This window comes from Thalassobaculum fulvum, assembly GCF_014652915.1.
Taxonomy (GTDB): Bacteria; Pseudomonadota; Alphaproteobacteria; order Thalassobaculales; family Thalassobaculaceae; genus Thalassobaculum_A; species Thalassobaculum_A fulvum.
On record NZ_BMZS01000002.1, the window covers coordinates 196,656 to 219,988 of the forward strand.

General features: G+C 70.5%; 23 protein-coding genes. 8 read left to right on the forward strand and 15 right to left on the reverse strand.

Features of this window, described 5'->3' with window-relative positions:
* The first annotated feature begins 4 nt into the window (after positions 1-4).
* Together IE246_RS04095 and IE246_RS04100 are read left to right on the forward strand one after the other, a co-directional pair.
* Positions 5-715, forward strand: a complete 711-nt coding sequence (locus tag IE246_RS04095) for a TIGR00266 family protein (RefSeq protein WP_189987669.1) — start codon at positions 5-7, stop codon at positions 713-715.
* Between the two features lie 23 nt (positions 716-738).
* Positions 739-2,358 (forward strand): Na/Pi cotransporter family protein, encoded by a 1,620-nt coding sequence (locus IE246_RS04100; protein ID WP_189987670.1) that lies wholly within the window; start codon positions 739-741, stop codon positions 2,356-2,358.
* Here the strand turns inward: IE246_RS04100 and IE246_RS04105 are convergent.
* The 5 genes from IE246_RS04105 to IE246_RS04125 all read right to left on the reverse strand — a co-directional run bounded on the left by IE246_RS04105 (position 2,355) and on the right by IE246_RS04125 (position 8,816).
* A complete protein-coding gene (locus IE246_RS04105) occupies positions 2,355-3,137 on the reverse strand; it encodes a FadR/GntR family transcriptional regulator (protein WP_189987671.1) in 783 nt (260 codons plus the stop codon). The two genes, IE246_RS04100 and IE246_RS04105, sit on opposite strands and share 4 nt — an antisense overlap.
* Entirely contained in the window at positions 3,130-4,131 is a 1,002-nt protein-coding gene (locus IE246_RS04110) for an ABC transporter ATP-binding protein (protein ID WP_189987672.1), read from the reverse strand. The genes IE246_RS04105 and IE246_RS04110 overlap by 8 nt, the downstream gene beginning before the upstream one ends.
* Positions 4,128-6,080, reverse strand: a complete 1,953-nt coding sequence (locus tag IE246_RS04115) for a dipeptide/oligopeptide/nickel ABC transporter permease/ATP-binding protein (RefSeq protein ID WP_189987673.1) — start codon at positions 6,078-6,080, stop codon at positions 4,128-4,130. Before IE246_RS04115 ends, IE246_RS04110 begins: the two co-directional genes overlap by 4 nt.
* Positions 6,080-7,024 (reverse strand): ABC transporter permease, encoded by a 945-nt coding sequence (locus IE246_RS04120; protein WP_189987674.1) that lies wholly within the window; start codon positions 7,022-7,024, stop codon positions 6,080-6,082. The genes IE246_RS04115 and IE246_RS04120 overlap by 1 nt, the downstream gene beginning before the upstream one ends.
* A 220-nt stretch (positions 7,025-7,244) precedes the next feature.
* Positions 7,245-8,816 carry an ABC transporter substrate-binding protein gene (locus IE246_RS04125; RefSeq protein WP_189987675.1) on the reverse strand — a complete coding sequence of 524 codons (1,572 nt, stop codon included), beginning with the start codon at positions 8,814-8,816 and terminating at the stop codon, positions 7,245-7,247.
* 130 nt (positions 8,817-8,946) lie between these two features.
* Here IE246_RS04125 and IE246_RS04130 point away from each other — a divergent pair, with 130 nt between their 5' ends.
* Positions 8,947-10,212, forward strand: coding sequence for a Zn-dependent hydrolase (locus IE246_RS04130; protein ID WP_189987676.1), 1,266 nt, complete (start codon positions 8,947-8,949; stop codon positions 10,210-10,212).
* On the opposite strand, the gene IE246_RS04135 is transcribed toward IE246_RS04130, so the two are convergent.
* Positions 10,209-11,099, reverse strand: a complete 891-nt coding sequence (locus IE246_RS04135; protein WP_229836366.1) for a LysR family transcriptional regulator — start codon at positions 11,097-11,099, stop codon at positions 10,209-10,211. The two genes, IE246_RS04130 and IE246_RS04135, sit on opposite strands and share 4 nt — an antisense overlap.
* Before the next feature lie 119 nt (positions 11,100-11,218).
* Between IE246_RS04135 and IE246_RS04140 the strand changes: the two genes are divergently transcribed.
* Positions 11,219-11,872: a class I SAM-dependent methyltransferase gene (locus IE246_RS04140; RefSeq protein WP_189987678.1), complete on the forward strand. Its 654-nt coding sequence runs from the start codon at positions 11,219-11,221 to the stop codon at positions 11,870-11,872.
* 70 nt (positions 11,873-11,942) lie between these two features.
* On the opposite strand, the gene IE246_RS04145 is transcribed toward IE246_RS04140, so the two are convergent.
* The 5 genes from IE246_RS04145 to rpsU form a co-directional block, all read right to left on the reverse strand.
* A complete protein-coding gene (locus IE246_RS04145; RefSeq protein WP_189987679.1) occupies positions 11,943-15,995 on the reverse strand; it encodes a tetratricopeptide repeat protein in 4,053 nt (1,350 codons plus the stop codon).
* Between the two features lie 179 nt (positions 15,996-16,174).
* Positions 16,175-16,558 carry a nitrile hydratase accessory protein gene (locus IE246_RS04150; RefSeq protein ID WP_189987680.1) on the reverse strand — a complete coding sequence of 128 codons (384 nt, stop codon included), beginning with the start codon at positions 16,556-16,558 and terminating at the stop codon, positions 16,175-16,177.
* Positions 16,555-17,211: a nitrile hydratase subunit beta gene (nthB, locus tag IE246_RS04155; RefSeq protein WP_189987681.1), complete on the reverse strand. Its 657-nt coding sequence runs from the start codon at positions 17,209-17,211 to the stop codon at positions 16,555-16,557. Before nthB ends, IE246_RS04150 begins: the two co-directional genes overlap by 4 nt.
* Positions 17,208-17,867, reverse strand: coding sequence for a nitrile hydratase subunit alpha (gene nthA / locus IE246_RS04160; protein ID WP_189987682.1), 660 nt, complete (start codon positions 17,865-17,867; stop codon positions 17,208-17,210). The genes nthB and nthA overlap by 4 nt, the downstream gene beginning before the upstream one ends.
* 175 nt (positions 17,868-18,042) lie before the next feature.
* Positions 18,043-18,246, reverse strand: a complete 204-nt coding sequence (gene rpsU, locus IE246_RS04165) for a 30S ribosomal protein S21 (protein WP_189987683.1) — start codon at positions 18,244-18,246, stop codon at positions 18,043-18,045.
* Between the two features lie 182 nt (positions 18,247-18,428).
* On the opposite strand from rpsU, the gene def reads away from it, so the two are divergent.
* On the forward strand, positions 18,429-18,980 hold the full coding sequence (gene def, locus IE246_RS04170; protein ID WP_189987684.1) for a peptide deformylase: 552 nt from the start codon (positions 18,429-18,431) through the stop codon (positions 18,978-18,980).
* Entirely contained in the window at positions 18,977-19,642 is a 666-nt protein-coding gene (locus IE246_RS04175) for a COQ9 family protein (protein WP_189987685.1), read from the forward strand. The genes def and IE246_RS04175 overlap by 4 nt, the downstream gene beginning before the upstream one ends.
* Here IE246_RS04175 and IE246_RS04180 read toward each other — a convergent pair.
* A complete protein-coding gene (locus tag IE246_RS04180; RefSeq protein WP_189987686.1) occupies positions 19,599-20,690 on the reverse strand; it encodes a 5-(carboxyamino)imidazole ribonucleotide synthase in 1,092 nt (363 codons plus the stop codon). The genes IE246_RS04175 and IE246_RS04180 overlap by 44 nt on opposite strands.
* On the reverse strand, positions 20,690-21,208 hold the full coding sequence (gene purE, locus IE246_RS04185; RefSeq protein WP_189987687.1) for a 5-(carboxyamino)imidazole ribonucleotide mutase: 519 nt from the start codon (positions 21,206-21,208) through the stop codon (positions 20,690-20,692). The genes IE246_RS04180 and purE overlap by 1 nt, the downstream gene beginning before the upstream one ends.
* 156 nt (positions 21,209-21,364) lie before the next feature.
* Between purE and IE246_RS04190 the strand changes: the two genes are divergently transcribed.
* Together IE246_RS04190 and IE246_RS04195 are read left to right on the forward strand one after the other, a co-directional pair.
* Positions 21,365-21,904, forward strand: a complete 540-nt coding sequence (locus tag IE246_RS04190) for a response regulator (protein WP_189987688.1) — start codon at positions 21,365-21,367, stop codon at positions 21,902-21,904.
* A 19-nt stretch (positions 21,905-21,923) separates the two neighbouring features.
* The gene (locus IE246_RS04195; RefSeq protein WP_189987689.1) at positions 21,924-22,424 is read left to right on the forward strand and encodes a hypothetical protein; all 501 of its coding nucleotides are present in this window, start codon (positions 21,924-21,926) and stop codon (positions 22,422-22,424) included.
* Positions 22,425-22,461: 37 nt separating this feature from the next.
* Here the strand turns inward: IE246_RS04195 and IE246_RS04200 are convergent, their stop codons facing one another.
* Entirely contained in the window at positions 22,462-22,644 is a 183-nt protein-coding gene (locus tag IE246_RS04200; RefSeq protein ID WP_189988094.1) for a YdcH family protein, read from the reverse strand.
* A gap of 114 nt (positions 22,645-22,758) precedes the next feature.
* Positions 22,759-23,274 carry a GNAT family N-acetyltransferase gene (locus tag IE246_RS04205; protein ID WP_189987690.1) on the reverse strand — a complete coding sequence of 172 codons (516 nt, stop codon included), beginning with the start codon at positions 23,272-23,274 and terminating at the stop codon, positions 22,759-22,761.
* Positions 23,275-23,333 lie beyond the last annotated feature (59 nt).

The following is a 23,333-nucleotide window of genomic DNA, read 5'->3' on the forward strand; positions in this document are numbered from 1 at the left end:
ACCAATGGCCGCCGACGAGATCGACTACACCATCGAAGGCGACTTCTCGCCGATGCTGACCGTCACCCTGGATCCGGGCGAGGCAGTCCAGGCCGAGGCCGGCACCATGGTGATGATGGAGCCGGACATCGAGATGTCGACCGAGATGCCCGGCGGCTTCTTCGGCTCGATCCTGCGCAAGGTGTCGGGCGAGACCTTCTTCATGACGTTCTTCACCAACACCGGCCGGACCCGGCGCGCGGTCTCGTTCGCCTCGCCGATGCCCGGCCAGATCCGCGCCCTCGACCTGGCCGCCGAGGGCGGCGGGTTCTACTGCCAGCGCCGCTCCTACCTGGCCAGCGCCAAGGGCATCGGCATCAGCATCGCGCTGACCAGGCGCCTGACCTCGGGCCTGTTCGGCGGCGAAGGCCTGATCCTGCAGAAGCTGGAGGGCGACGGCTGGGCGTTCCTGGCGGCCGGCGGCACCCTGGTCGAGCGCACGCTCGGCAAGGGCGAGCGGATCACGGTCTCGACCGGCTCGCTGGTCGGCTTCTCGACGACCTGCGACTACGACATCTCGATGCAGCGCGGCATCAAGAACCTGCTGTTCGGCGGCGAGGGCCTGTTCGTCACCCACGTCACCGGGCCGGGCAAGGTGGTGGTGCAGACCCAGCCGATCGCCGACCTGGCGCTCGCCCTGCACGCCCTGGTCCCGAAGGAGAGCCACGCCGACTGAGCGGCTTCGACGGGGGCAGCGCCATGCAGTACGCGATCACCGTTCTGGCCGGGCTCGGCCTGATCTACGCCGGACTCAGGCTGCTCGCCTACAGCTATCGCCGGCTGGCCAGCCGGCGCCTCGACGCCGTGGTCAGAAGCGGCATCGGCGGCACCCTCACCCCCTGGCTGGCCGGCCTCGCGGTCGGGGCGGTCGCCCGCAACGCCGGCACCATCACCCTGACCGCCGGCGGCCTGCTGTCGACCGAGGGCGCACGCCCGTCGCGGGTGCTGGCGCTGCTGTGCGGTGCCGCGGTCGGAACGGCGTTCCTGGTGTTCCTGGTCCCCATCGCCCCCTACACGATGGGGATCGGCGTCCTGACCGTCGCCGCCATCCTGTTCCTGCTCGACATCCGGCACGCGGACCAGGCCCAGTTCGCCGGCGAGGCGGTCCTGGCCACCATCATCCTGTTCATCGGGCTGGTGACGGCGCGGTTCGGCGGCGAGGCCCTGGCTGCCGCTCCGGGCGCCAGCGACTGGCTCGCCATCCTCGCCACACCGCCGGCCGCCCTGCTCATCGGCGCCGTTCTCGGCGGGCTGACCGTGTCCGCCTGGCACGCGGCGATCCTGGTGATCGCCGTCGTCGAGCCCGGCGTGCTGGCCCCGGCGGCTGCTGCCCTCGCCCTGGCCGGCGCCCTCGCCGGCTCGACGCTCGCCGAGCTGGTCCTGCTCCGCCGGCTCGGCGGCACGGTCCGGCAGCTCGTCAACGCCCAGATCGTCCCGAGGCTCGCCGCCGCCGTGGTCGCAGTCGCCGGGCTGCTGGCGTCTGTCGGTGACGCAACCGCACTCGCGGAGGCAGTCGGCAGTCTGTTGCACCCAACCGACGCCTTCGGCCTGGCCGTCCTATACCTCGCACTGCAGGTACTTACCGGGGTCTGCCTCTGGATCTGGATCGGGCCGCGGCTCACCGCGCTGGTCAGGCACCGGCCGGACGGCGACGAGGCACTGGCGGCGCCGCGCTACCTGTTCGACGCCGACGCGGTCGACCCGGAGACCGCCCTCGACCTGATCCGGCGCGAGCAGGACCGGATCGTCCCGCATCTCGCCCTGGTCGTGGAGTCGGCGCTGCCGGAGAACCGCGGGACCGCGACCGGGCGGGCCGAAGCGACGACCCGGGGCATCGCCGCCCTCGGGCAGGCGATCGACCGGTTCGCGACCGACCTGATCGACCGCAGCCACGAGCGCCGGCCGGTGGCCCGGGCGACCCGGGCAATGATCCGGACCAACGCGCTGATGGAGCTGAACGCCGCGCTGTCGGAGTTCGCCGTGCTGGCCCACGTGGCCGCGACCTCTCCGGCGATCGCCCCGATCGTCGACGCCATGTCGGAGAGCCTGCACGCGCTGGTCACCGCGGTCGGCGAGGCGCTAGGCGACGACCGCTCCGGCGACGACCTCGCCCTGGCGCGCGCCCTCACCGACGACCGGTCGGGCATCCTGCGGCGGCTGCGCGAGAAGGTGGGGCGATCCGACGACCTGATCGAGACCGAGGACCTGGGCTTCGTCTACCAGATGACCGGCGTGCTGGAACGCTGCGTCTGGCTGCTGCGCCATCTGGTCGACGACGAGGCGGCCACGCCCGGTGTGCCGGCCCGTCCCTCGGCCTAGCCGCGGTCGCCGTCGGCCCGCAGGAACCGGCCGGCGATGCTGGCCTCCATCCGCACCATGTAGTCCCGCGCCGCCACCATGTGCTCGGCCATGATCTCGCGGGCCGCCGCCGCGTCGCCCGACTTCAGCACCCGCATCAGCCGGATCTGGTAGTGCAGCGCGGTGTCGCGCAGCGTCGGGTGCGGGGCGTCGTAGATCCGCCGGCACACCACCATCTCGCGTAGCAGGGTCTGCAGGAAGCCGCAGAACAGCCCGAGCACCGGGTTCGGGCACAGCTCGGCCAGGACGCTGTGGAAGTCGAGCTCGGCCATGCGCTGGGCGTACTCCTCCTCGCCGGTGCCCGGCGGTGCGTCGTAGACCCGCATGGTCCGCTCGAGCCGGGCAAAGTCGGCCTCGGAGAGCTGGCCGGCGACCGACGCCGCCAGTTCCGGTTCAAGTTCGCAGCGCACGTCGTAGATGTCGGTGATCGACGGCGTGCGGAACAGGAAGTAGTTGGACAGCAGCGCCATCGCCCGTTGCGGGCCGATCTCGGTCAGGAACACCCCGCCGCCGGGCCCGGTGCGGGTGCGGATCAGGCCCTGCGAGCGCAGTGCGCTCAGCGCCTCGCGGATCGAGCCCTTGGACGCCCGGAACCGCTCCATCAGCTCGCGCTCGGCCGGCAGCCGCTCGCCGGGCCGCAGGCCGCGCTCGTAGATCATGTCCTTGATCTGCTCGCTGATGGTCTCGCGCCGGCGCTGCCGGGACGCCATCAGCGGCTTCGGAGCCGCCTCGTCAGCCATGGTCGCCCAAATCCGCTCCAGCCGGGGCCGTTGCATCCAGCGGGTGCCAGCAGGCGGCGAGGCTCCCGCCGTTCGGCTCCAGCGGCGGGCGGCGGTCGCGGCAGGTGGCGTCGGCGCGCGGGCAACGCGAGGCGAAGGCGCAGCCGGCCGGGGGGTTCAGCGGGTCCGGCAGCTCGGCCGGCTCGGCCTCGGCCTCGATCCGACGGCCACCCGGCGTCGGTGCCGAGCGCATGAGCAGCGCGGTGTACGGGTGGCGCGGCCGGGCGAACAGCTCGCGCGCCGTGCCGAGTTCGACGATCCGCCCGAAATACATCACCGCCACCCGGTCGCATACGCTTTCGATGACGCTCAGATCGTGGCTGATGAAGACGTAGGTCAAGCCGAATTCGCGCTTCAGGCGGTCGAGCAGGTTCAGGACCTGGGCCTGGACCGACACGTCGAGGGCCGAGACCGGCTCGTCGAGCACGATCACCCGGGCGTCGGCGGCCAGCGCCCGGGCGATCCCGATGCGCTGGGCCTGACCGCCGGAGAACTCGTGCGGATAGCGGTCGAGGAACTCCTCGCGCAGGCTGACCGCCGCCATCAGCTCGGCGAGCCGCTGCCGGCGCGCCGCCGCGTCGAGCCCGAGCAGCCGGCGCATCGGCGCCTCCAGCGTCTGGCGGATGGTCTTGCGCGGGTTCAGCGACGCCACCGGGTCCTGGAACACGTACTGTACCCGGCGGGCCAGCGCCCTGCGGTCGCCGCGCGCCGGTTCGGCGGTATCCTGGCCGCCGATGCTTATGGTGCCCTCGGTCGGCCGGTCCAGCCCGACCAGCATGCGCGCCAGGGTCGACTTGCCGCAGCCGGATTCGCCGACCACTCCCAGGGTCTCGCCCTCGCGGACCGCCAGGTCGGCGCCCTGCACCGCGTGCACCGCCGGCCGGCGCCGGCCGAGCAGGGTGCGGCCGCCACCGAAGGTGCGGGTCAGGCCCTCGGCCTCCAGCGCCCAGCTCACGCCTCGCCCCACAGCGGCTTGACGCAGCGGGCGGCGCGGTCGCCGGACAGCGGGTCGCCGGACAGCGGGTCGCCGGACAGGTTGTCGAGGGAGATGTCACCATCCCGGCAGCGCGCCTCGGCGAACGGGCAGCGCTCGGCGAAGGCACAGCCCTCGGGCAGCCGGTCGACCGCCGGCGGCAGCCCCTCGATGGCGTCCAGCCGCCGCTCCGGCTGGCCGAGCACCGGCACGCAGTCGATCAGCTTCGCCGTGTAGGGATGGGCCGGCGCGGCCAGGACCTCGGCGGTCGGGCCGATCTCGACGATCCGGCCGGCGTACATCACCGCCACCCGGTCGCACAGCTCCGACACCACGCCGAAATCGTGGGTGATGAACAGGACGGCCGAGCCGCGTTCCTCGGACAGGCTGCGCAGCAGCTTCAGGACCTGGGCCTGCACGGTGACGTCGAGCGCCGTCGTCGGCTCGTCGGCGACGATCAGCTCCGGGTCGTTGGCCAGCGCCATGGCAATGCAGACCCGCTGGCGCATGCCGCCCGACAGCTCGTGCGGATAGGCGTCGAACCGGGCTGCGGCCGAGGGGATCTGCACCCGCTCCAGCAGCTCGATGGCCCTGGCCCGGGCCGCGCGGGCCGAAAGCGGCTGGTGCGCCCGCACCGCCTCCATCACCTGGTCACCGACGGTGAACAGCGGGTGCAGGGTGGTCAGGGGGTCCTGGAACACATAGGCCACCCGGCCGCCGCGCAGCCGGCGCAGCGCCTCGTCCGAGGCAGCCAGCTGGTCGTCGCCGCCGATGGTCACGCGGCCGCCGGTGATGGTGCCCGGCGGCGTCGGCACCAGGCGCAGCAGCGACAGCGCGGTGACCGACTTGCCGGAGCCGGACTCGCCGACCAGCCCGACCCGCTCGCCCGGCGCCAGCGTCAGGTCGACCCCGCCGACCGCCTTGTAGACCCGGTCGCCGGTGCGGAACTCGGTGCGCAGGCCGTCGACCGCCAGCACCGGGCCCGGCGCCGGGGCGTCCGGGATCGTATCGCGCCGCACCGCGGTGGCCGCCCCCGGGGCCGCCAGGGCGCCGGACTTCAGGCGCGGGTCGAGCACGTCGCGGATACCGTCGCCGACCAGATTGATGCTCATCACCAGGGCGAAGATCATCAGCCCAGGGATCACCGAGACATGCGGTGCGGTGAACAGCAGCTTGCGGCCCTCGCCGAGCATCGAGCCGAGATCGGCCTGCGGCGGCTGGGCGCCGAGGCCGAGGAACGACAGCCCGGCGGTCTCCAGGATCATCCAGCCGACGGTGGTCGACATGGTCACCACGATGGTCGGCAGCACGTTCGGCAGCACCTCGCCGAACAGCACCGCAGGATGCGACGCGCCGGACAGCCGGGCGGCGTCGACGAACTCGCGGCGCGCGAGACCGAGGGTGATGCCGCGGATGTTGCGGGCGAAGAACGGCACGTTGACGATCGCGATGGCGTACAGCGCATTCAGCAGGCCGGGCCCGAGCACCGCGACGATCCCGAGCGCCAGCAGGATGTAGGGGAACGCCATCACCAGGTCGATCCCGCGCATCAGCACGCTGTCCGTCGCGCCGCCGGCATAGCCGGCCACCAGCCCGATCAGCGAGCCGGCGAGCGCGGCGATCGCGGTCGCCGACAGCCCGACCAGGATCGACACCCGGGTCCCCCACAGCAGCCGCGAGAGGATGTCGCGGCCCAGATGGTCGGTGCCGAGCAGGGCGCCTTCCGCGCCGGGCCGCAGCAGGCGCTGGGCCGGGTCGGTGACGTCGGGGTCGGGCAGCGGCAGCAGCGGCGTCAGCACCGCCAGCGCGGCGATCGCCACCAGGACCGCCAGGCCGAGCGCCGACAGCCGGTTCGCGACCAGCAGCCGGAACGGCGACGGCCGGCCGCTCGCCGCCGCTGCGGACCGCCGGCCGAGGGCGAGCGACACCATCAGCGCAGCCTCGGGTCGACCAGCGTCTGGGCGACGTCGGCCAGCAGATTGAACAGCACGTAGCTGGCCGCCACCACCAGCACCCCGCCCTGCACCAGCAGCAGGTCGCGGGTGGCGATGGCGTTGACCAGCATCCGGCCGATGCCCGGCCACTGGAACACGGTCTCGATGTAGACGGCACCGCCGAGCACGAAGCCGGCCTGGATGCCGATGACCGGGATCACCGCCACCAGGGCGGCCTTGAACGCGTGCCAGTAGACGACGCGGCGCTCCGACAGGCCCTTGGCGCGGGCGGTGCGGATATAGTCCTGGCGCAGCACCTCCAGCATCGCCGCCCGGGTCAGCCGGGCGATCACCGCGGTCGCCACCACCGCGAGGGTGACCGCCGGCATGGCCAGGTGGGCCAGCAGGTCGGGCAGGTCGCCGCCGCCGTAGATCGCGAACATCCCGGACGCCGGCAGCCAGCGCAGCTGCACGGCGAACAGCATGATCAGCAGCAGGCCGAGCCAGAACGACGGGGTCGAGATGCCGACCAGCACCAGGAAGGTGACGACCCGGTCGGTCCAGCCGAACTGCCGGACCGCCGCGGCGATCCCGGCGATCAGCCCGAGCACCGCGCACAGCAGCAGCGCGCTGCCGGCCAGCACCAGGGTGGCGCCGAACCGCTCGAACACCTCGTCGGCGACCGGCCGGTTCAGGGCGTAGCTGCGTCCCAGGTCGCCCTGCAGCAGGTTGCCGAGCCAGGTGAAGTACTGCTGCACCAGCGGCTGGTCGAGGCCGAGCTGGCGGTTCAGCCGGGCGATGTTCTCCGGCGTGGCGTAGCTGCCGAGGATCGCGGTCGCCGGGTCGCCCGGGATCATCGCCATCATCGCGAACACGATGACCGACAGCCCGAACAGGATCGGGACGGCGACGACCAGGCGCTTGCCGATGTAGCTCCACATGCGGCGGCTATCCTAACGTCACGGCGCGCGGCGGCGGGTAGGTTCCGGCTCGATCCGGCCCGCCTGCGCGACCCGTCTCGTCCGGAATGACGGAATAGAAGGATACGCCGTCCGGCAACTCCCTCCTGTCGTCATTCCGGAGTGGCCCCTCGACTTGCTCGAGGGGCCACATCCGGAACCCACGAAGCGACGGGCGCATTGCCGTCATCGGCAGCCCCGCTCAGCCCTTCTCGACGCCGTGCAGCAGCAGGAAGAACGACGGCTGCAGCTCGAAGCCCTGGACCCGGGCGCTGGTCACCGCGTTCTGCTTCCAGTTGGCGATGAACGCCCAGGGCGCGTCGTCGTGCACGATCTCCTGCATCTGCCGGTACAGCGCGGCACGCTTGTCCTGGTCGGTCTCGCGCCGGGCCTGCTCCAGCAGCTCGTCGACCTTCGGGTTGGAGTAGTAGCCCGAGTTGAAGCCGCCCTTGTCCGGGAACGCGTCGGTGCGCAGGGCGAGATACGGCAGGGTGTCCGGATCGTTGGTCATCCACGCCATCTCGGCCATGTCGGCCTTGCCCTCGAGGCCGGGGTTCACCTTGCCGAGGAAGGTGTTCCACTCGTAGGTCTCGATCTTCACGTCCAGGCCGACCGCGGCGAGATCGGCCTGGATCGCCGAGCCCATGGCGACCGGGTCGAGCATGCCGGAGCCGCCCTCGGTGACGTAGAAGGTCAGGTCCGCGCCCTCGGCGCCGGCCGCCTTCAGCAGCGACTTCGCCTTGTCCGGGTCGTAGGGATAGGGCTGCAGCGTCTGGTCGTAGGCCCAGGCGAAGGCCGGCGGGGTCGGGCCGGCGGCGACCTCGGCGGTGCCCTGCAGCACGTTGTCGACCAGCGCCTTCTTGTCGATCGCGTAGTTGACCGCCTGCCGGACCCGCTTGTCGGCCATCGGACCTTCCTTGGCGTTCAGGATCAAGAACCACAGATGCGGGCCGGCCTGCTCGCTGACCGTGAAGCCGGGATCCTGGTCGAAGGTCGCGAGGTTGTCCGGCGGCACCTCGACCATCATGTCGATCCCGCCGGACAGCATTTCGGCGACCCGGGTGTTGGCGTCGGTGATCGGCCGGAACACCACGGCCTGCAGGTCCGGCGCGCCGTCCCAGTAGTCCGGGTTGGCCTCGACCACGACCTTGGCGTTCGACTCCCACTCGACGAACCGGAACGGCCCGGTGCCGACCGGATGACGACCGAAGTCCTTGCCGTGCTTTTTCACCGCCGCCGGCGAGACGATCAGCCCGGTCGGGTAGGCCAGGTTGGACAGGAACGGCGCGTACGGCTCCTTCAGGTTGAACACCACCGTCCTCGGATCCGGCGCCGCGACCGTGTCGACCGCGCTGAAGAAGAAGCTGAGCGGGAACGGTCCGGTGTCGTGATACGGGTTGTTCTCGTCCAGCATGCGGTCGAAGTTGAACTTGACCGCCGCCGCGTCGAGCGGCGTGCCGTCGTGGAACGTCACCCCGTCGCGCAGGCTGAAGGTGTAGACCTTGCCGTCGTCGCTGATCGTCCAGCCGGTCGCCAGGGCCGGCTCGACCGCCAGGGTGCCGGACTTGTAGCGCACCAGCCCGTCATAGACGTTCATCAGGATCCGGAAGTCGTTGACCGCGGTGACGGCGTGCGGGTCCAGCGACTTCGGCTCGGCGATCTGGGCGACGACCAGCACGCCCGGGGGCGTCTGCGCCGCGACCGGCCCGGCGAAGCCGCCGAGCGCTGCGAGGGTGACCGCCGCGGCGGCGATCCGGCGGAAGGTGGTGAGCATCGGCAATCCTCCTGTCGAGACCCGGCCCGGTTGGACTTTGGTTAATTATTCATGATAAATTCCAATTGGTCAAAAATTGATCGTGATCAATGAATCCGGAAGGAACCGTCCGCCGCGACGGTTGGGCTTGATGACTGAATCCAGGGCGAAAACCGCCACCGCCTCCCTCGCGATCGATGCCGGACGCCTGCGCGCCGACATCGATGCGGTCAACGCGATCGGCCGGATCGACGGCATGCCGGGCATCAACCGGATCAGCTTCTCCGACGCCGACATGGCGGGCCGGCGCTGGCTGCTCGGCCGCATCGAGGAGGCCGGCCTGGCCCCCCGGATGGACGCCGTCGGCAACGTGTTCGGGCGCTGGGAGGCGGGTGCCGGCCCGGCGCTGCTGGCCGGCTCGCACCTCGACACCGTCCCGCACGGCGGCCCGCTCGACGGCACCCTCGGGGTCTGCGCCGCGCTGGAGGCGGTGCGGGCGATGCGCGACGCCGGGCTGCGGCCGGTCCGCCCGGTCGAGGTGGTCGCCACCGCCGACGAGGAGGGCCGGTTCGGCGGCATGCTCGGCAGCCAGGCGATCTGCGGCGAGGTCGGGCCGGACTGGATCGCCGCGGCGGTCGACGACGGCGGCGTCCGGCTCGTCGACGCGATGCGCGCCCAGGGCCTCGATCCGGCCGCTGCCGCGTCAGCCGACCGGCGGCGGGAGATCGCCGCCTTCCTGGAGCTGCATGTCGAGCAGGGCCCGGTACTCGAGGCCTCCGGCGACCGGATCGGCGTGGTCGACGCGGTGTCCGGGGTGTTCAACTGGACAGTCACGCTGAACGGCGAGGCCAACCACTCCGGGACCACGCCGATGGACCTGCGCCGCGACGCCTTCCGCGGGATGGCGGGGTTCGGGGCGGCGATCGACGGCATCCTGGCGCGCCACGGCGGCCCGGACACCCGGCTGACCGTCGGCAAGGTCGCGCTGAGCCCGAACTTTCCGCACAGCATCGCCGGCCGGGCGGTGTTCTCGCTGATCGGCCGCGACGTCGACGAGGCGGTGATGCGCGCGGTGGCGGACGCCTGCCGGGCCGAGATCGAACGGGCCGCCGCCGCCCACGGCCTCGGCGTCGCGATCGCGGAGCAGAGCTGGCTGCCGCCGACCGCCATGGACCCGGCTATCGCCGGTCGGCTGGCGACAATCGCCGGCGCCGCCCGGACCATGCCGTCCGGTGCCGGTCACGACGCCCAGACCTTCGCCCGCCACCTGCCGGCCGGCCTGATCTTCGTCCCGTCGCGAGGCGGCGTCAGCCATTCCCCCGACGAGTGGACCGACTGGGCGGAGGTCGAGCACGGCGCGACCGTGCTGGCCCGCGCCGTCGCCGCCGCCGCATCGGAGCCCGCCGTCACCGGCTAGGGTTCGGCGCGCCGCAGGCAACGCAGCTCGTCGGCAAGCCGGTCGAACACCAGGCGGACGCGCCGGCTGGTGTTCAGTTCCCGGTGCGCCACCAGCCAGACCTCGTACCCGAACGGTGGCAGCCACGGAGCCGCCCGGCGCACCAGCGGCTCGGCGTCGCCGATCCGCGATACCATGACCCCGATGCCGGCCCCGTGCTTGACCAGTTCCCACTGGACCAGCTGGGTCCCGCACAGCACCGGGAAGTTGCGCGCCGACAGCGTCAGCCCCAGGGCGTTGAGGCCGTCCAGGAACGGCTCGTTCTCCTCGAACCCGACGAACTCCGCCCGCGACAGCGCCTCCGGGGTGGCCAGTTCGCCGACGCGGTCGAGGTATCGATGCGCGGCGAAGAGTTCCGCGGTCTCGTTGCCCAGTTTCCGGGCGATCAGGTCGGGATCGGTCGGCCGGGCGGTCCGGATGGCGATGTCGGCCTCGCGGCGCCGCAGGTCGCGCAGGCTGTTGGTCGCGACGAGTTCGACCTCGATCGCCGGCTCGGTGAGGCGCAGCCGGGCGACGATCGCCGGCAGGATGAACGCCGACATGACCTCGGTGGCGGTGATCCGGACGGTCCCGGCGATCGCCTGGGACTGGCCGGATGCCGTCAGCGACACCCGGCCGGCGGCGTCGCCCATCGCCCGGACGTGCTCGACCAGTTCCAGGCCGTTGCGGGTCAGGGTCAGGCCGCGGCCGACCCGCTCGAACAGCACGACCCCGAGTTCCTCCTCCAGGGCGGCGACCTGCCGTCCCAGCGTCGGCTGCGCCATGCCGAGCGCGCGCGCGGCGGCGGAGAGCGAACCCTCCTCGGCCGTGACCAGGAACGCCCGGGCCCGGTTCCAGTCGAACTTCACGGAACGCCAATCCATGCATAAATGCATAATGGATCAGCCGATCCGGTCAATTTCTATTCGCTCGCCGTGGGATTACGACGCCGCAGACCGAACCGCCGACCTACCGGGATCGTCGCACCATGACCGCCCTCGACGCCGAGAACGCCGCCACGCCACGCTCCGCCCGGTTCTGGGACCGGATCGCCGACCGCTATGCCCGGATGCCGGTCGCCGACGACGCCGCCTACCAGCGCAAGCTGGACATCACCCGCCAGTACCTGCGCCCGCACATGGCGGTCCTGGAGTTCGGCTGCGGCACGGGATCCACCGCCCTCGCCCATGCGCCGTATGTCCGCAGCATCCTGGCGACCGACATCTCCGCCCGCATGCTCGAGATCGCCCGGGCCAAGGCCGAGGCCCGGCGGATCGGCAACGTCACGTTCCGGCGCACCGGCATCGACGACCTCGAAGCCGCGCCGGAGAGCTTCGATGCGATCCTCGGCATGAGCATCCTGCACCTGCTGGACGACCGGGACGCGGTCATCGCCAAGGTCCACCGGCTGCTCAAGCCCGGCGGCTGCTTCGTCTCCAGCACCGCCTGCCTCGGCGACTTCATGCGGTGGTTCGGGCTGGTGGCACCGGTCGGCCGGGCCCTCGGGCTGCTGCCCCGGGTGACCGTGTTCACCGAACGGGACCTGGTGGCCGGGCTGACGGCCCAAGGCTTCCGGATCGCCGAGCACTGGCGGCCGTCGCGCAAGCAGGCGGTGTTCGTCGTCGCCACCAAGCCAGCGTAGGCAAACGGGCGGATTTCGTCCCTGTCCCGATCAGGCGGATCTCCGTCGCACGGTCCGGTTGCCGACCGGATCAATCTTCGGGAGTCACCGCATCGAACAGCTCCGCCACTTGCGCGGCATCGGCCCCGATGACCTCGGCGACCATCGCGGTCAGGGCTTCTCGTCGCGGCGCATCGGCCCGGGCGAGACGGATACAGCTTCGTACGACGATCCCTGCGCTGTGCTCATCATCGAACCGCATGTAAATTGCCAATGCCTTCCGGAAGGCTTCCTCGGCCGAACCAAAGTCGCGACGCTCCACCGCTACTGTGCCGAGCTGGTGATAGGTTGCCGCCGCCGAATGCTGATTGTCGAAGCGGAGCTTGATCTCCAGTGCCTTGCGGTAGGCTTCCTCGGCCGCGGCAAAGTCGGAACGCTCCTCCGCTACTGTGCCGAGTTGGTGATAGGTCAACGCCGCTGAGTGCTGATCGTCGAACCGAAGCTTGATCTCCAACGCCTTAAGGTAGGCCTCCTCGGCCGCAGCAAAGTCGGAACGCTCCTGCGCTACAATGCCGAGTTGGTGGTAGGTCGACGCTGCGGAGTGCTGATCGTCGAAGCCGAGCTTGATCTCCAACGCCTTGTGGTAGGCCTCCTCGGCCGCAGCAAAGTCACGACGCTCCTGCGCCACGGTGCCGAGCTGGTGGTAGATCGTGGCAGCTGAATGATAATCACCATAGCGGAGTTTGATCTCCAACGCCTTGCGGTAGGACTCCTCGGCGACGGCAACATTGCGTTGCGCCTGGCTCACGGTGCCGAGCTGGTGATAGGTGTCCGCTGCCTCAAATTCGTCATCGAAGTGGAGATAGATCTCTAACGCCTTGCGGTAAGCTTCCTCGGCCGTTACGAAGTCGCGGCGCACCTGCGCCACGATGCCGAGTTGGTGGTAGGTCGATGCCGCTGAATGTTGATCGTCGAAGCGAAGCTTGATCTCCAACGCCTTGCGGTAGGCCTCCTCGGCCGCGGCAAAGTCGCGACGCAGCTGCGCCACGTTGCCAAGCTGGTGGTAGGTCGACGCCGCTGAGTGTTGATCGTCGAAGCGAAGCTTGATCTCCAACGCCTTGCCGTAGGCCTCCTCGGCCGCAGCAAAGTCACGACGCTCCTGCGCCACTCTACCGAGTTGATGATAGGTGCCCGCTGCCTTGTTCTCTTCACCGATGCGAACGTAGATCTCCAATGCCTTGCGGCAGGCTTCCTCGGCTGCGGCATAGTCGCGACGCTCCAACGCGACGACGCCAAGCTGATGAAGGATACCAGCGCTGCCAGCCGGAAACTGCGCCTTGGCCTCCTCGCTCAGTCCTTCGAACATTTCCAACGCCTTGGCGTAGGCGCTGCCGGCTTCGTCGAGTTGCTTCATGTTCAGGAGGTACTTGGCGGCATCGTCGATCACGCCAACCGTCTCAAGCCGCAGGCGGTCGTTCAGCGCTACCTCCGGGTAGGTCTCGAGCGCAGCCATCACCTTGCGTGCCATGGCGGCACCCGCTCGGTGGTTCTGCGCGCGATCGTAGTACAAGGAGAGTGGAGCGTAAGAACCCAGTATCTGCTCATGGTCGGCGAGCGCGCCCTCGAGCGCCGCAACAAAGGTCTCGTGCTCCACCGACAGAAGCAACTCTCCGATTGCTCGCTGCGCTGGCTCCTTTGAGCGGGCCAGTGACATCACCGCTCCACCAACGCCCTCGACGAAACGCCTGAACGCACGGCCGATGGCAGCGCGGGTAGCTCCACGCCCGGCTGCCGCAAGGCGGCGCTCCAGGAACCATGGCAGCACCGGCTGCACGCTGCAGTATCCGGCGCCCGCTGCCCGCGGATCGGGATGTGGCTGGAGCAGGCCCCAACTCCTAGCTTGAGCGAGCATGTCTTCCCACCGGTCGACCGGAAGGTCCGCCAGCTCCGGCTCCTTCACGAGTTCCTCGACGTACTGCTTCAGCATCGGAACCATGATCGCCGCCTTGAAAGGCACCAGGCATTCCAGCAGCCGTTGCGCGTCCGGCGACAGATTGGCGTGGGAGTACTCCACGCAGGCCAGGATGCTCTCGGTCCGGCGGGCGTCGTCCTTGTCCAGGTCGGCAGCGCCGGTCGACAAGCCGGCCAGGATCTCGTCGGGGCTCTGCCGGGCGAGATTCGGGAGCACGACCTCCATGGCCAGCGGATGCCCCGCCAGGAGCCGCATCAGCCGCTTCATCGAGTCCGATCGCATGTCCGGTGCGATCCCGGCCCGTGCGAAGATCCGCGCCGCCAGTTCCGAGGCCGCCTCGGCATCGAGCCCGCGCAACAGATAGGTCGCCCCGTCGATCACCTCCGCGTCCAGCCACGGAACGTCACCGCGACCGCCCAGCAACACCAGGCTCTCCCCACCGACAAGCTTCGCCAGGAAGCCGCGGATCTCCTCGCGCCGCGGCTCCGGCAGCTCGTTGCGGATGGCGAACGCCTCGCCGACCACCGATTCCAGATTGTCGAGGATCAGCAGCCGTCGCTTGGCCCGCAGGGCCCGGGTGATCTTCTCCTGCTGGGCCGCCAGCGACAGGGTCGCGAAGGCGGCCAGATCCGCGCCCTGGAGAAGCGACCCGGCCAGCGAGGCGAGAATCTGCTCCAGGGTCCACGCCCGGTCGTCATAGCCGAAATAGTGCGCCGCCTCGATCCACCCGGTCCGCTCCCACCAGCTCGCCAGATGGCGCAGCAGCGTCGTCTTGCCGGTGCCGCCGCCGCCCTGGATCAGCAGGACGTTGTGCGCGATCAGCCGGCGCTCGACCGCCAGGACGTCCAGGTCGCGGCCAAGAAACGCCCCGGTCGCCGTCCGCTGCTCGGCCGGGCGGCGGCTCTGTCGCTCCAGCCAGGCGGCCTCCTCGTCCGGATACATCCGCCGCGGCGTGAGCTTCACTTGGTCCCGCTGATAGAGCACCGGCAGGATCCAGTCCTGGAGCTCGATCTCCGCGTCGAAATACGCCCTTCGCTTCCGGTCGTTGGCGAGTTCCAGCCGCGCCCGCCGCACCGCCTCGCCGGTCGGGGCGCCGGAGAACAGGGCGGCGTACAGCACCGGCATCATCTTCGCCGCGGCACTGACCGTGACCGAGTACCCCATGGCAAGCACGGTGCCGGCGCCGGCGTCGAGCAGGCGGGCGCCCAGGCTGGTCTCGCGCTCGTCCCCGACCTGCTTGCCCGACTGGCAGGCATTGAGGATCGCGATCGGCACGCGATGCCGGGCCAGCAGCTTGGCGACCTCGTCGGCCGACGCCAGGTCGCAGGTCGGATCGCCCTTGCGCTTCGGCGGCGTCTCCGGCTCGAACAGCAGGAACCCTTCGACCCCGTCGAACGCCTTCAAAGGATCGCGGCCATAGCGCATGGTCAGCCCGTCGCCGGCGACACCGTCGGCGGACAGCACCTGTCCCGCCTGCTCGTGGCTCAGCACCGCGCCGTGCAGGTCGAAGTGCACCACGTGGTAAGGCGTGTCGCGCCGGGCCTCCAACTGCCGCGCCAGGGCGGCATAGGTTCCCGGACGCAGCAGGTCGACCTGCACCGGCGTCTCGATGTTCGACAGCGCGTCCAGCAGCGGGCGCGATATGGTGCGATAGCCCACGTCGTTGGCTCCGCCCGGCCGGGCGGTAACCACGAGAACCCGGACCGTCGTGGCGTCCCGGTCGTACTGGGCCGCCTCGATTCCGGCCCGCCGGGAGGCCCGCGACAACGACACCTCGGTCGCCAGATCGAGCCCACGATCAGGATCGCGCAGCGACTCCCAATGCAGTCGTTGGAAGCCATGGCTGCCCTGGATCACGATCTGCCGATCACCCGCCGGCTGCGAGCGCCAGCGCTCGTACGCCGCCTGCACCGGGCGGGACGCGAACACGGCTCCGAACAGCGCCTCGCCGTACTCGGTAACGCTGGCCGCCGCCGCGTCGGCGCGCGCGCCGTCGAGCATCGGAAAGCGCAGCCACTGCTCGAAATACCATTCGAGGACCGACTCTCGGTCCACATCGCCCGCGTCGAACGGGTCGGAGAGCGAGAACGGCCCGAAGGTCGCGCCATCGATCTCGACGTCGACCGACCAAGCGTCGTCGGAGTACTCGCGCTCCCGGATCAGCAGTACCACGCGCCCCTCCCCTTAACGAGACGGCGTTCCGAATCGTCCTATACAGTTATTGAAGGATAAATTTGATTCAACCTACAACCCTAATGGGTGCGCGCGAACGGACACGTCCGCGGAGGTCGCAGTCGGACTCGAATGTGGGTACTGCTTGAGTGAAGGTGCGGCGTTCCGGACGGCGCGTCCTACCCTCGTTCGTCCTCGGGCAACAGGATCGGCTCGCCGTGCGGGGACCGCTCGGCGGCCCGGGCCCAGGCTTCCTTGCGCGAGAGCAGGCGGTCGGCCGACAGGTCGGTCTTGGCGACCACCAGCCCCTCCAGCGCCTTCAGCCAGTGCTGATAGTAGGTGTCGCCGAGGTCCGGATCACCGGCGGCCTGGGCGCGGTCGATCTCCGCCGACAGCGCCGCCGCCCATTCCGGCCAGGTGAACAGCCCGCCCTCGTGCAGCTTCACGGTCATGGCGAAGGCCTGGGCCTCCCACGGCTCCCGGAACACCGGGCCGTCCTTGTCGACCGGGATGCGCGGCAGCGCGTCGAGCGGGACCGCGGCCGCCTGTTGCTGCGCGCTCATGCCGGCTCCAGATACGGTTCCCAGAGGTCGAGGTGGACGTCGCCGGGCTGCGCCTGGATGCCCCAGAGATCCTTGGAGTCGAAGGCGACGTTGTACAGGTGGTCGGCGACGCCGCGCTCGCCCCGCGCCGAGGCGTCGGCGAACACGTGGCCGCCGTGGTACAGCACCACCGTGCCGACCCGGCCCCGGACATAGCGCGGCGCCCTGGTGTGGGTCGGCGGGTGGTCGTTGCGCACCCGCACCCGGTCGCCGACGGCGAAGCCGGGCGGGTGGTCGACCGGGCGGGTGTAGGGCGAGCCCTGCTGCAGCGCCTTGTAGACCCGCTCGGCCGGCAGCGCCTGGACGTCGTTCGGCTTCGGGCCGGCGGCCTTGCCGGTGCGTAGCTCCTCCTCGGTCACCAGCCCCTTCTCGACCAGCAGGGTCTCGAGCCCATGCAGCCACTGCTCGTAGTAGGTGTTGGCGAGGTACTGGGCCGGCGGCTGGCGCTCGCGGCTGTAGCGGCCCTCGTCGATGCTCCACTTGCCGAGGCCGCCGCAGGCCAAGGTCAGCGCGAACGCCCGGCGCTCCCACTCGCCGTGGAAGTACTCGTCCTCGGGCTCGTCCTGCACCGGCCCGAAGCCGTGCATCCCGCCCATGTCGTGCGCGCCGTTCATTCAGCCGCCTCCCGCGCCGGCCTGGCCGGATAGCTGACGGTCTCGACGCCGATCATGGAGTTGCGGGTGACCAGGTCGGCCAGCTCGTCCTCGGACAGGGTCTCGGTCCCCGCCGGGCGCTGCGGCAGCACCAGGTAGCGGACCTCGGCGGTCGAGTCCCAGACCTTGATCTCGACGTCGTCGGGCAGGACCGTACCGAAATCGGCCAGCACCCCGCGCGGGTCGATGACCGCCCGCGAGCGGTAGGGCGACGACTTGTACCAGACCGGCGGCAGCCCCAGGACCGGCCACGGGTAGCAGGAGCACAGCGTGCAGACGACCAGGTTGTGGACCTTGTCGGTGTTCTCGACCACGACCATGTGCTCGCCCTGGCGGCCCTCGAAGCCGAACGACTTGATGGCGGCCGAGGCATCCTTGCGCAGCCAGTCCAGGAACGCCGGATCGGTCCAGGCGCGCGCCACCACCCGGGCGCCGTTGCGCGGGCCGACCTTGGTCTCGTAGATGTCGATGAACTCGTCGAGGGCGGCCGGATCGACCAGCCCCTTCTCCACCAGCAGCGATTCGAGCGCTCGCACGCGGAGCTGAAGCTCGCTCAGCCGCGGGTGCTCGTGATCGTGATCGTGGTGGTCGTGGCCGTGATCGTGGGACCCGGACATGCCGTCCTCCCTGGAGGTCGCCGTTGCAGTTTGCGACCGATCCTAGGGCGGGTCCGCGCGGCGGGCAACGCCGCCGACGGTCAAATGTCGGCTGGATCCGGACACGCAAAAAGCCGCCCGGGCGGGCGGCTCCGCGTGGTGTCCCCGGGGCCGGAGCCCCGCGGGCGCCGTGATCCTAGTAGCCTTCGCGCTCCATGCGCTTCCGCATCAGCTTGCGATGCCGGCGAACCGCCTCGGCACGCTCACGCGCCTTCTTCTCCGAGGGCTTCTCGTAGTTGCGGCGCAGCTTCATCTCGCGGAAGACACCCTCGCGCTGCATCTTCTTCTTCAGCGCGCGCAGGGCCTGGTCGACGTTGTTGTCGCGAACGGTAACTTGCACGGACTTCCCACTCCTTTCGTTTCCGATCTCAGCACAGCAAACAACGGCCAAGGGAACCCCACTACCAGGAGCCCCAGGCCGCCGACGTTCGTTGACTATAGCCGAAACCGCGGCACCGCGCCAGCAGGCCACCAGAGGAGGTCTGGTTTACCCGAGGCGACGGGCGCGCTATATGCCCCATCATGACGCCGAAGTCCATAGTCCGCATGGGCGATCCCGTCCTGCGCCGTGTCGCCGAGCCGGTCGCCGATGCGACCGCCCCGGAAATCCGTGAGCTGATCGCCGACATGGAGGCCGCGCTGGCGGACGCCGGCGGGATCGGCCTTGCCGCACCGCAGATCGGCGTGCCGAGCCGGGTGCTGATCTTCAGGGTCCCGGACGCCCGCGCCACCGACCATCCCGACGACGGCCCCTGCCCGCTGACCGCGCTGGTCAACCCGGTGCTCGAGCCGCTGGGCGACGAAATCGCGCTGGGCTGGGAGGGCTGCCTGTCGATTCCCGGGCTGCGCGGCGAGGTGCCGCGCCACCTCCGGATGCGCGTCACCGCCACCACGCCGGACGGCCAGCCGTTCGAGGCGGTCGTCGGCGGCACCCGGGCGCGGGTGCTGCAGCACGAGGTCGACCACCTGGACGGCGTGCTCTACCTGGACCGCATGACCGACTTAACCCGCCTGGGCTTCACCGAGGAGATCCTCGAAGCCGAGGCCGAGCGCCGACGCGAGGCCACCTCATGATTCGCACGCCGCAGATGGACGCGCTGCGCGACCGCATCCTGGATGCGGCCCTGCCGCACGTGATGTTCGACGGCTGGAGCCGCCGGACCCTGACCGAGGGCGCCCGGGCCGCCGGACTGGAGCCGGAGGACGTCGACATCGCGTTCCCGCGCGGGGTGCGCGGCGCGGTCGACCACTGGCTGCGGCGGGCCGACGACGCCATGGTGGCGGCCCTCGACGAGGCCGACCTCGAGTCGATGCGGATCCGCGACCGCGTCGCCTTCGCCGTCCGCACCCGCCTGGAGCAGGCCGAGCCGCACAAGGAGGCGGTCCGCCTGGGCCTCGGCTACCTGGCGCTGCCCGGCAACGCCCGGATCGCGGCCGGGAGCCTGTACCGCACCGTCGATTCGATCTGGTGGGCCTGCGGCGACCGCTCGACCGACTTCAACTTCTACAGCAAGCGCGGCCTGCTGGCGGCGGTCTACTCCTCGACCCTGCTGTACTGGCTCGACGACAGCTCGGACGGCCACGCCGACACCTGGGCGTTCCTGGACCGGCGGATCGCCGACGTCATGCGGATCCCGAAGATCAAGGGCCGGTGGCGCGAGCTGAGCGGCAAGCTGCCGAGCCCGCTGCGCTTCATGCGGGCCTATCGCTCGGCCAGGGGCGCAGCCGCCGGTTGACGTGCCCCATCTTGCGGCCGGGCCGGGCCTCGGCCTTGCCGTAGAGGTGCAGCTTGGCGGTCGGGTCGGCGATCAGCGCCGGCCAGTCGTTCACGTCGTCGCCGATCAGGTTCAGCATCTCGGTCTCGAACAGCGCGTCGACCGGCCCCAGCGGCAGGCCGACGACGGCCCGCACGAACTGCTCGAACTGCGAGGTGGCGCAGCCGTCCTGGGTCCAGTGGCCCGAGTTGTGCGGCCGCGGCGCGATCTCGTTGACCAGCACCTCGCCGTCCCCGGTGACGAAGAACTCGACCGCCAGCAGCCCGACCAGCTCCAGCGCCTCGGCCAGCGCCACGGCCGCCGCCTCGGCGGCCCGGGCGACCGCCGGATCGACCGGCGCCGGTGCCACGCTGCGCCGCAGGATGCCGTCGCGATGCTCGTTCATGGCGAGCGGGAACACCCGGCACCCGCCGTCCAGGCCGCGCGCGACGATCGCCGAGATCTCGCAGGTGAAGGCGATGCGGCGCTCCAGGATGGCGTCGTCGGAGCCCAGCTCCTCCCAGGCCGCGCGAAGCGATGTGTCCATGTCGACGGCGACCTGGCCCTTGCCGTCGTAGCCGAACCGGCAGGTCTTCAGGATCGCCGGCACACCGACCGCCGACAGCCCGTCGGCCAGCTCGTCGAGCGTCGTCACGCCCCAGAACGGCGCGGTCTCCAGCCCGCAGTGCCGGGCGAACCGCTTCTCCTCGACCCGGTGCTGCGCCACCTGCAGCGCCAGCGGCCCCGGCCGCACCGGAACGTCGCGCGCCAGCAGCTCGAGGGTCGAGACCGGCACGTTCTCGAATTCCAGGGTCACCACGTCGACGGCCGCCGCGAACGCCGACAGCGCCGCCGTGTCGTCCCAGCCGCCGACGGTGGTCGCCGCCGATACCTGCGAGGCCGGGCCGTCCGGAACCGGGTCGTAGATATGGCACCGGTAGCCGAGGTTGCCGGCGGCGAGCGCCGTCATCCGCCCGAGCTGGCCGCCGCCGAGAATGCCGATGGTCGAGCCGGGGGGCAGCGGTGCCATCACGAGTCCTCGTTCACCGGTTCCTGACCGACCGCCTCGGTCTGCCGCCGGCGCCAGTCGGCCAGCGCCGCCGCGACGGCCTCGTCCTGCAGGCCGACGATCGACGCCGCCATCAGCCCGGCGTTGATCGCGCCGGCCTTGCCGATGGCCAGCGTGCCGACCGGGATGCCGCCCGGCATCTGGACGATCGACAGCAGGCTGTCCATGCCGGACAGCGCCTTGCTCTCGACCGGCACGCCCAGCACCGGCAGCGTCGTCATCGACGCCGTCATGCCCGGCAGGTGCGCGGCCCCGCCGGCCCCGGCGATGATCACCTTGAGACCGCGGTCGCGGGCGGTCTCGGCGTACTCCATCATCCGCTTCGGGGTCCGGTGCGCCGACACGATACGGCACTCGTGGGCGACCCCGAGAGCGTCCAGCGTCTCCGAGGCGTGCCGCATGGTCGGCCAGTCGGACTGGCTGCCCATCACGATGCCCACTACCGGGCCGACCACCGGCGCCTGCGCTTGCTTGGTCATGTCTCCTCCGGCCGCTCGGCGGAAAGCGGCGGATTATAGGAACGCGGCATCCTGGTGCAAGCACGCAAGAATCACGTCCAGTGGCCGGGCTGACAGTCCCTCGCCGACGCGATAGACTTTCCGATCAAGAAGCGGAACATCGCCGAAGATTGCGGGATGAAGGCCTATTCGCTCGACAACGTGTCTGCCCTGGTGGTGGACGACAACCGTTTCATGCGCACGATCATCGTGAACGTGCTGCGTGGGTTGTCGATTCATCACGTCGCCGAGGCCCGGGACGGCTACGAGGCGCTGGAGGAACTCCGCGCCACGCCGATCGACCTCATCGTGATGGACTGGGAGATGGAAGGCATGAACGGGATGCAGCTGCTGCAGACCGTCCGCAGCGGCAAACGCGGCGTCAACCCGCTGATCCCGGTGATCGTGGTCTCGGCCAACACCATCGCCCGCAACGTCATCCAGGCGCGCGACGCCGGCATGACCGAGTTCCTGGCCAAGCCGGTGTCGGCTGCCAGCCTGTACGCCCGCATCGTCTCGATCATCGAGAGTCCGCGGCGGTTCGTGCGGACCGGCTCGTATTTCGGACCGGACCGGCGGCGCCGGTTCGAGGCCGACTACGTCGGCCCGCGGCGGCGGACCGAGGACCAGCAACGCACCGGCAGCCTCGACGACCTGGATGCGGTCAAGCGCGCCTGAGCGACCGGGAGAGTGATCGGTGGCCAACGACAAGCCGAAGGTCGAGTTCATCGACAACCCGAACCCGCTGCGGACCAAGGTGAAGGTCAAGGGCGGCGATCCGTCGGACATGCTCGCCAAGGCCGAGGAGTCGGTGCAGAAGCTCGGCGGCGAGTTCGAGACGATCTTCAGCGACAACGTGACCGCCCTGGCCGCCGCCATGGCCGACGTCAGGCAGGGCGGCATGACCCGCGAGCGCGCGCTGATCGCCATGCGCCGGCTGCTGCACGACCTGCGCGGCCAGGCCGGCACCTTCGGCTACCCGCTAGTCAGCCACATCGGCGACAGCGCCTGCAAGTTCATCGACCTGTCCGAGGACTTCGGCCCGACCGAGACCGACGTGCTGGCCATGCACATCAACGCGCTGCAGGCCATCCGGCAGGCGAAGATCAAGGGCGACGGCGGCGCGGTCGGCCGCGAACTGATGGACGGCCTGCGCAAGGTCATCCTGAAGTACAACGCCGGGGCGGAGCTGGACTGAAGCGCGGGGACCGGCGCGCGCCGCGTCCCGGCCGGTTTCAGGCGATGATGTCGGGCAGCAGCCGGCTCTCGAGGCGCGAGATCTCGTCCTTCAGCATCAGCTTGCGTTTCTTCAGCCGCTGAAGCTGCAGCTGGTCGAAAGGGGCCTTCTCCAGCAGGCGGGCGATCACGTCGTCGAGGTCCCGGTGCTCGGTCTTCAGGTCCGACAGCCGGCGCTTCATTTCTTCCAGGTCTTGCACCACCACCCTCGATGCGCAGTCGGGCCGGATCGCCCCTCACCGGGACGGAAGGGTATCACGACGGACGCTCTCGAAAACGACCGTTTCGCCTTCCTGTCAACCCTTCCAGACCGCTTTCGCGGCGGTCAGCACCATGACCGGACCGTCCGGGAACTGGCGCCGCCCGCGCTCGCGGAATCCGGCGCGCTTGAAGGCGATGATGGCGGGCCAGTTGTCCGGGTGGGGCGCCGCCACCAGACGGTCGACTCCGGGCTCGGCGAACAGCCGCCGGGCCAGTTCCCGGATCGCCTCGCGACCGAGCTTGCGGTTCAGGGCCGCCGGCTCGCCGAGCAGGACTGCGACCGCCCGGGTCCCGGGTCCGACGCCGTCTTCCGCCTTCCAGCCGTCGCTGTCGCGGAGAGCGTCGCGGTCCTGGGCATAACCGACCGGCTGCCCGTCCAGCTCGACGAGCCAGGCGCGGGTGCCCGCGGGCAACGGCCCGCCGGCGCGCAGCGCCTCGAGCACCGGCACGGTCCAGTGCGCCTTCCACCAGCGCGCGACCAGCGGGCCCGCCAGCCAGCGCTCCAGCATCTCGGCACCGTCCGCCGGAAACGGCGTGAGTTCGATCGGCAAGGGCCATCTCCCGGCTGCAGCTGCATGCCGCCGGAGGATAGCCCGAGCCAGAGAAATGC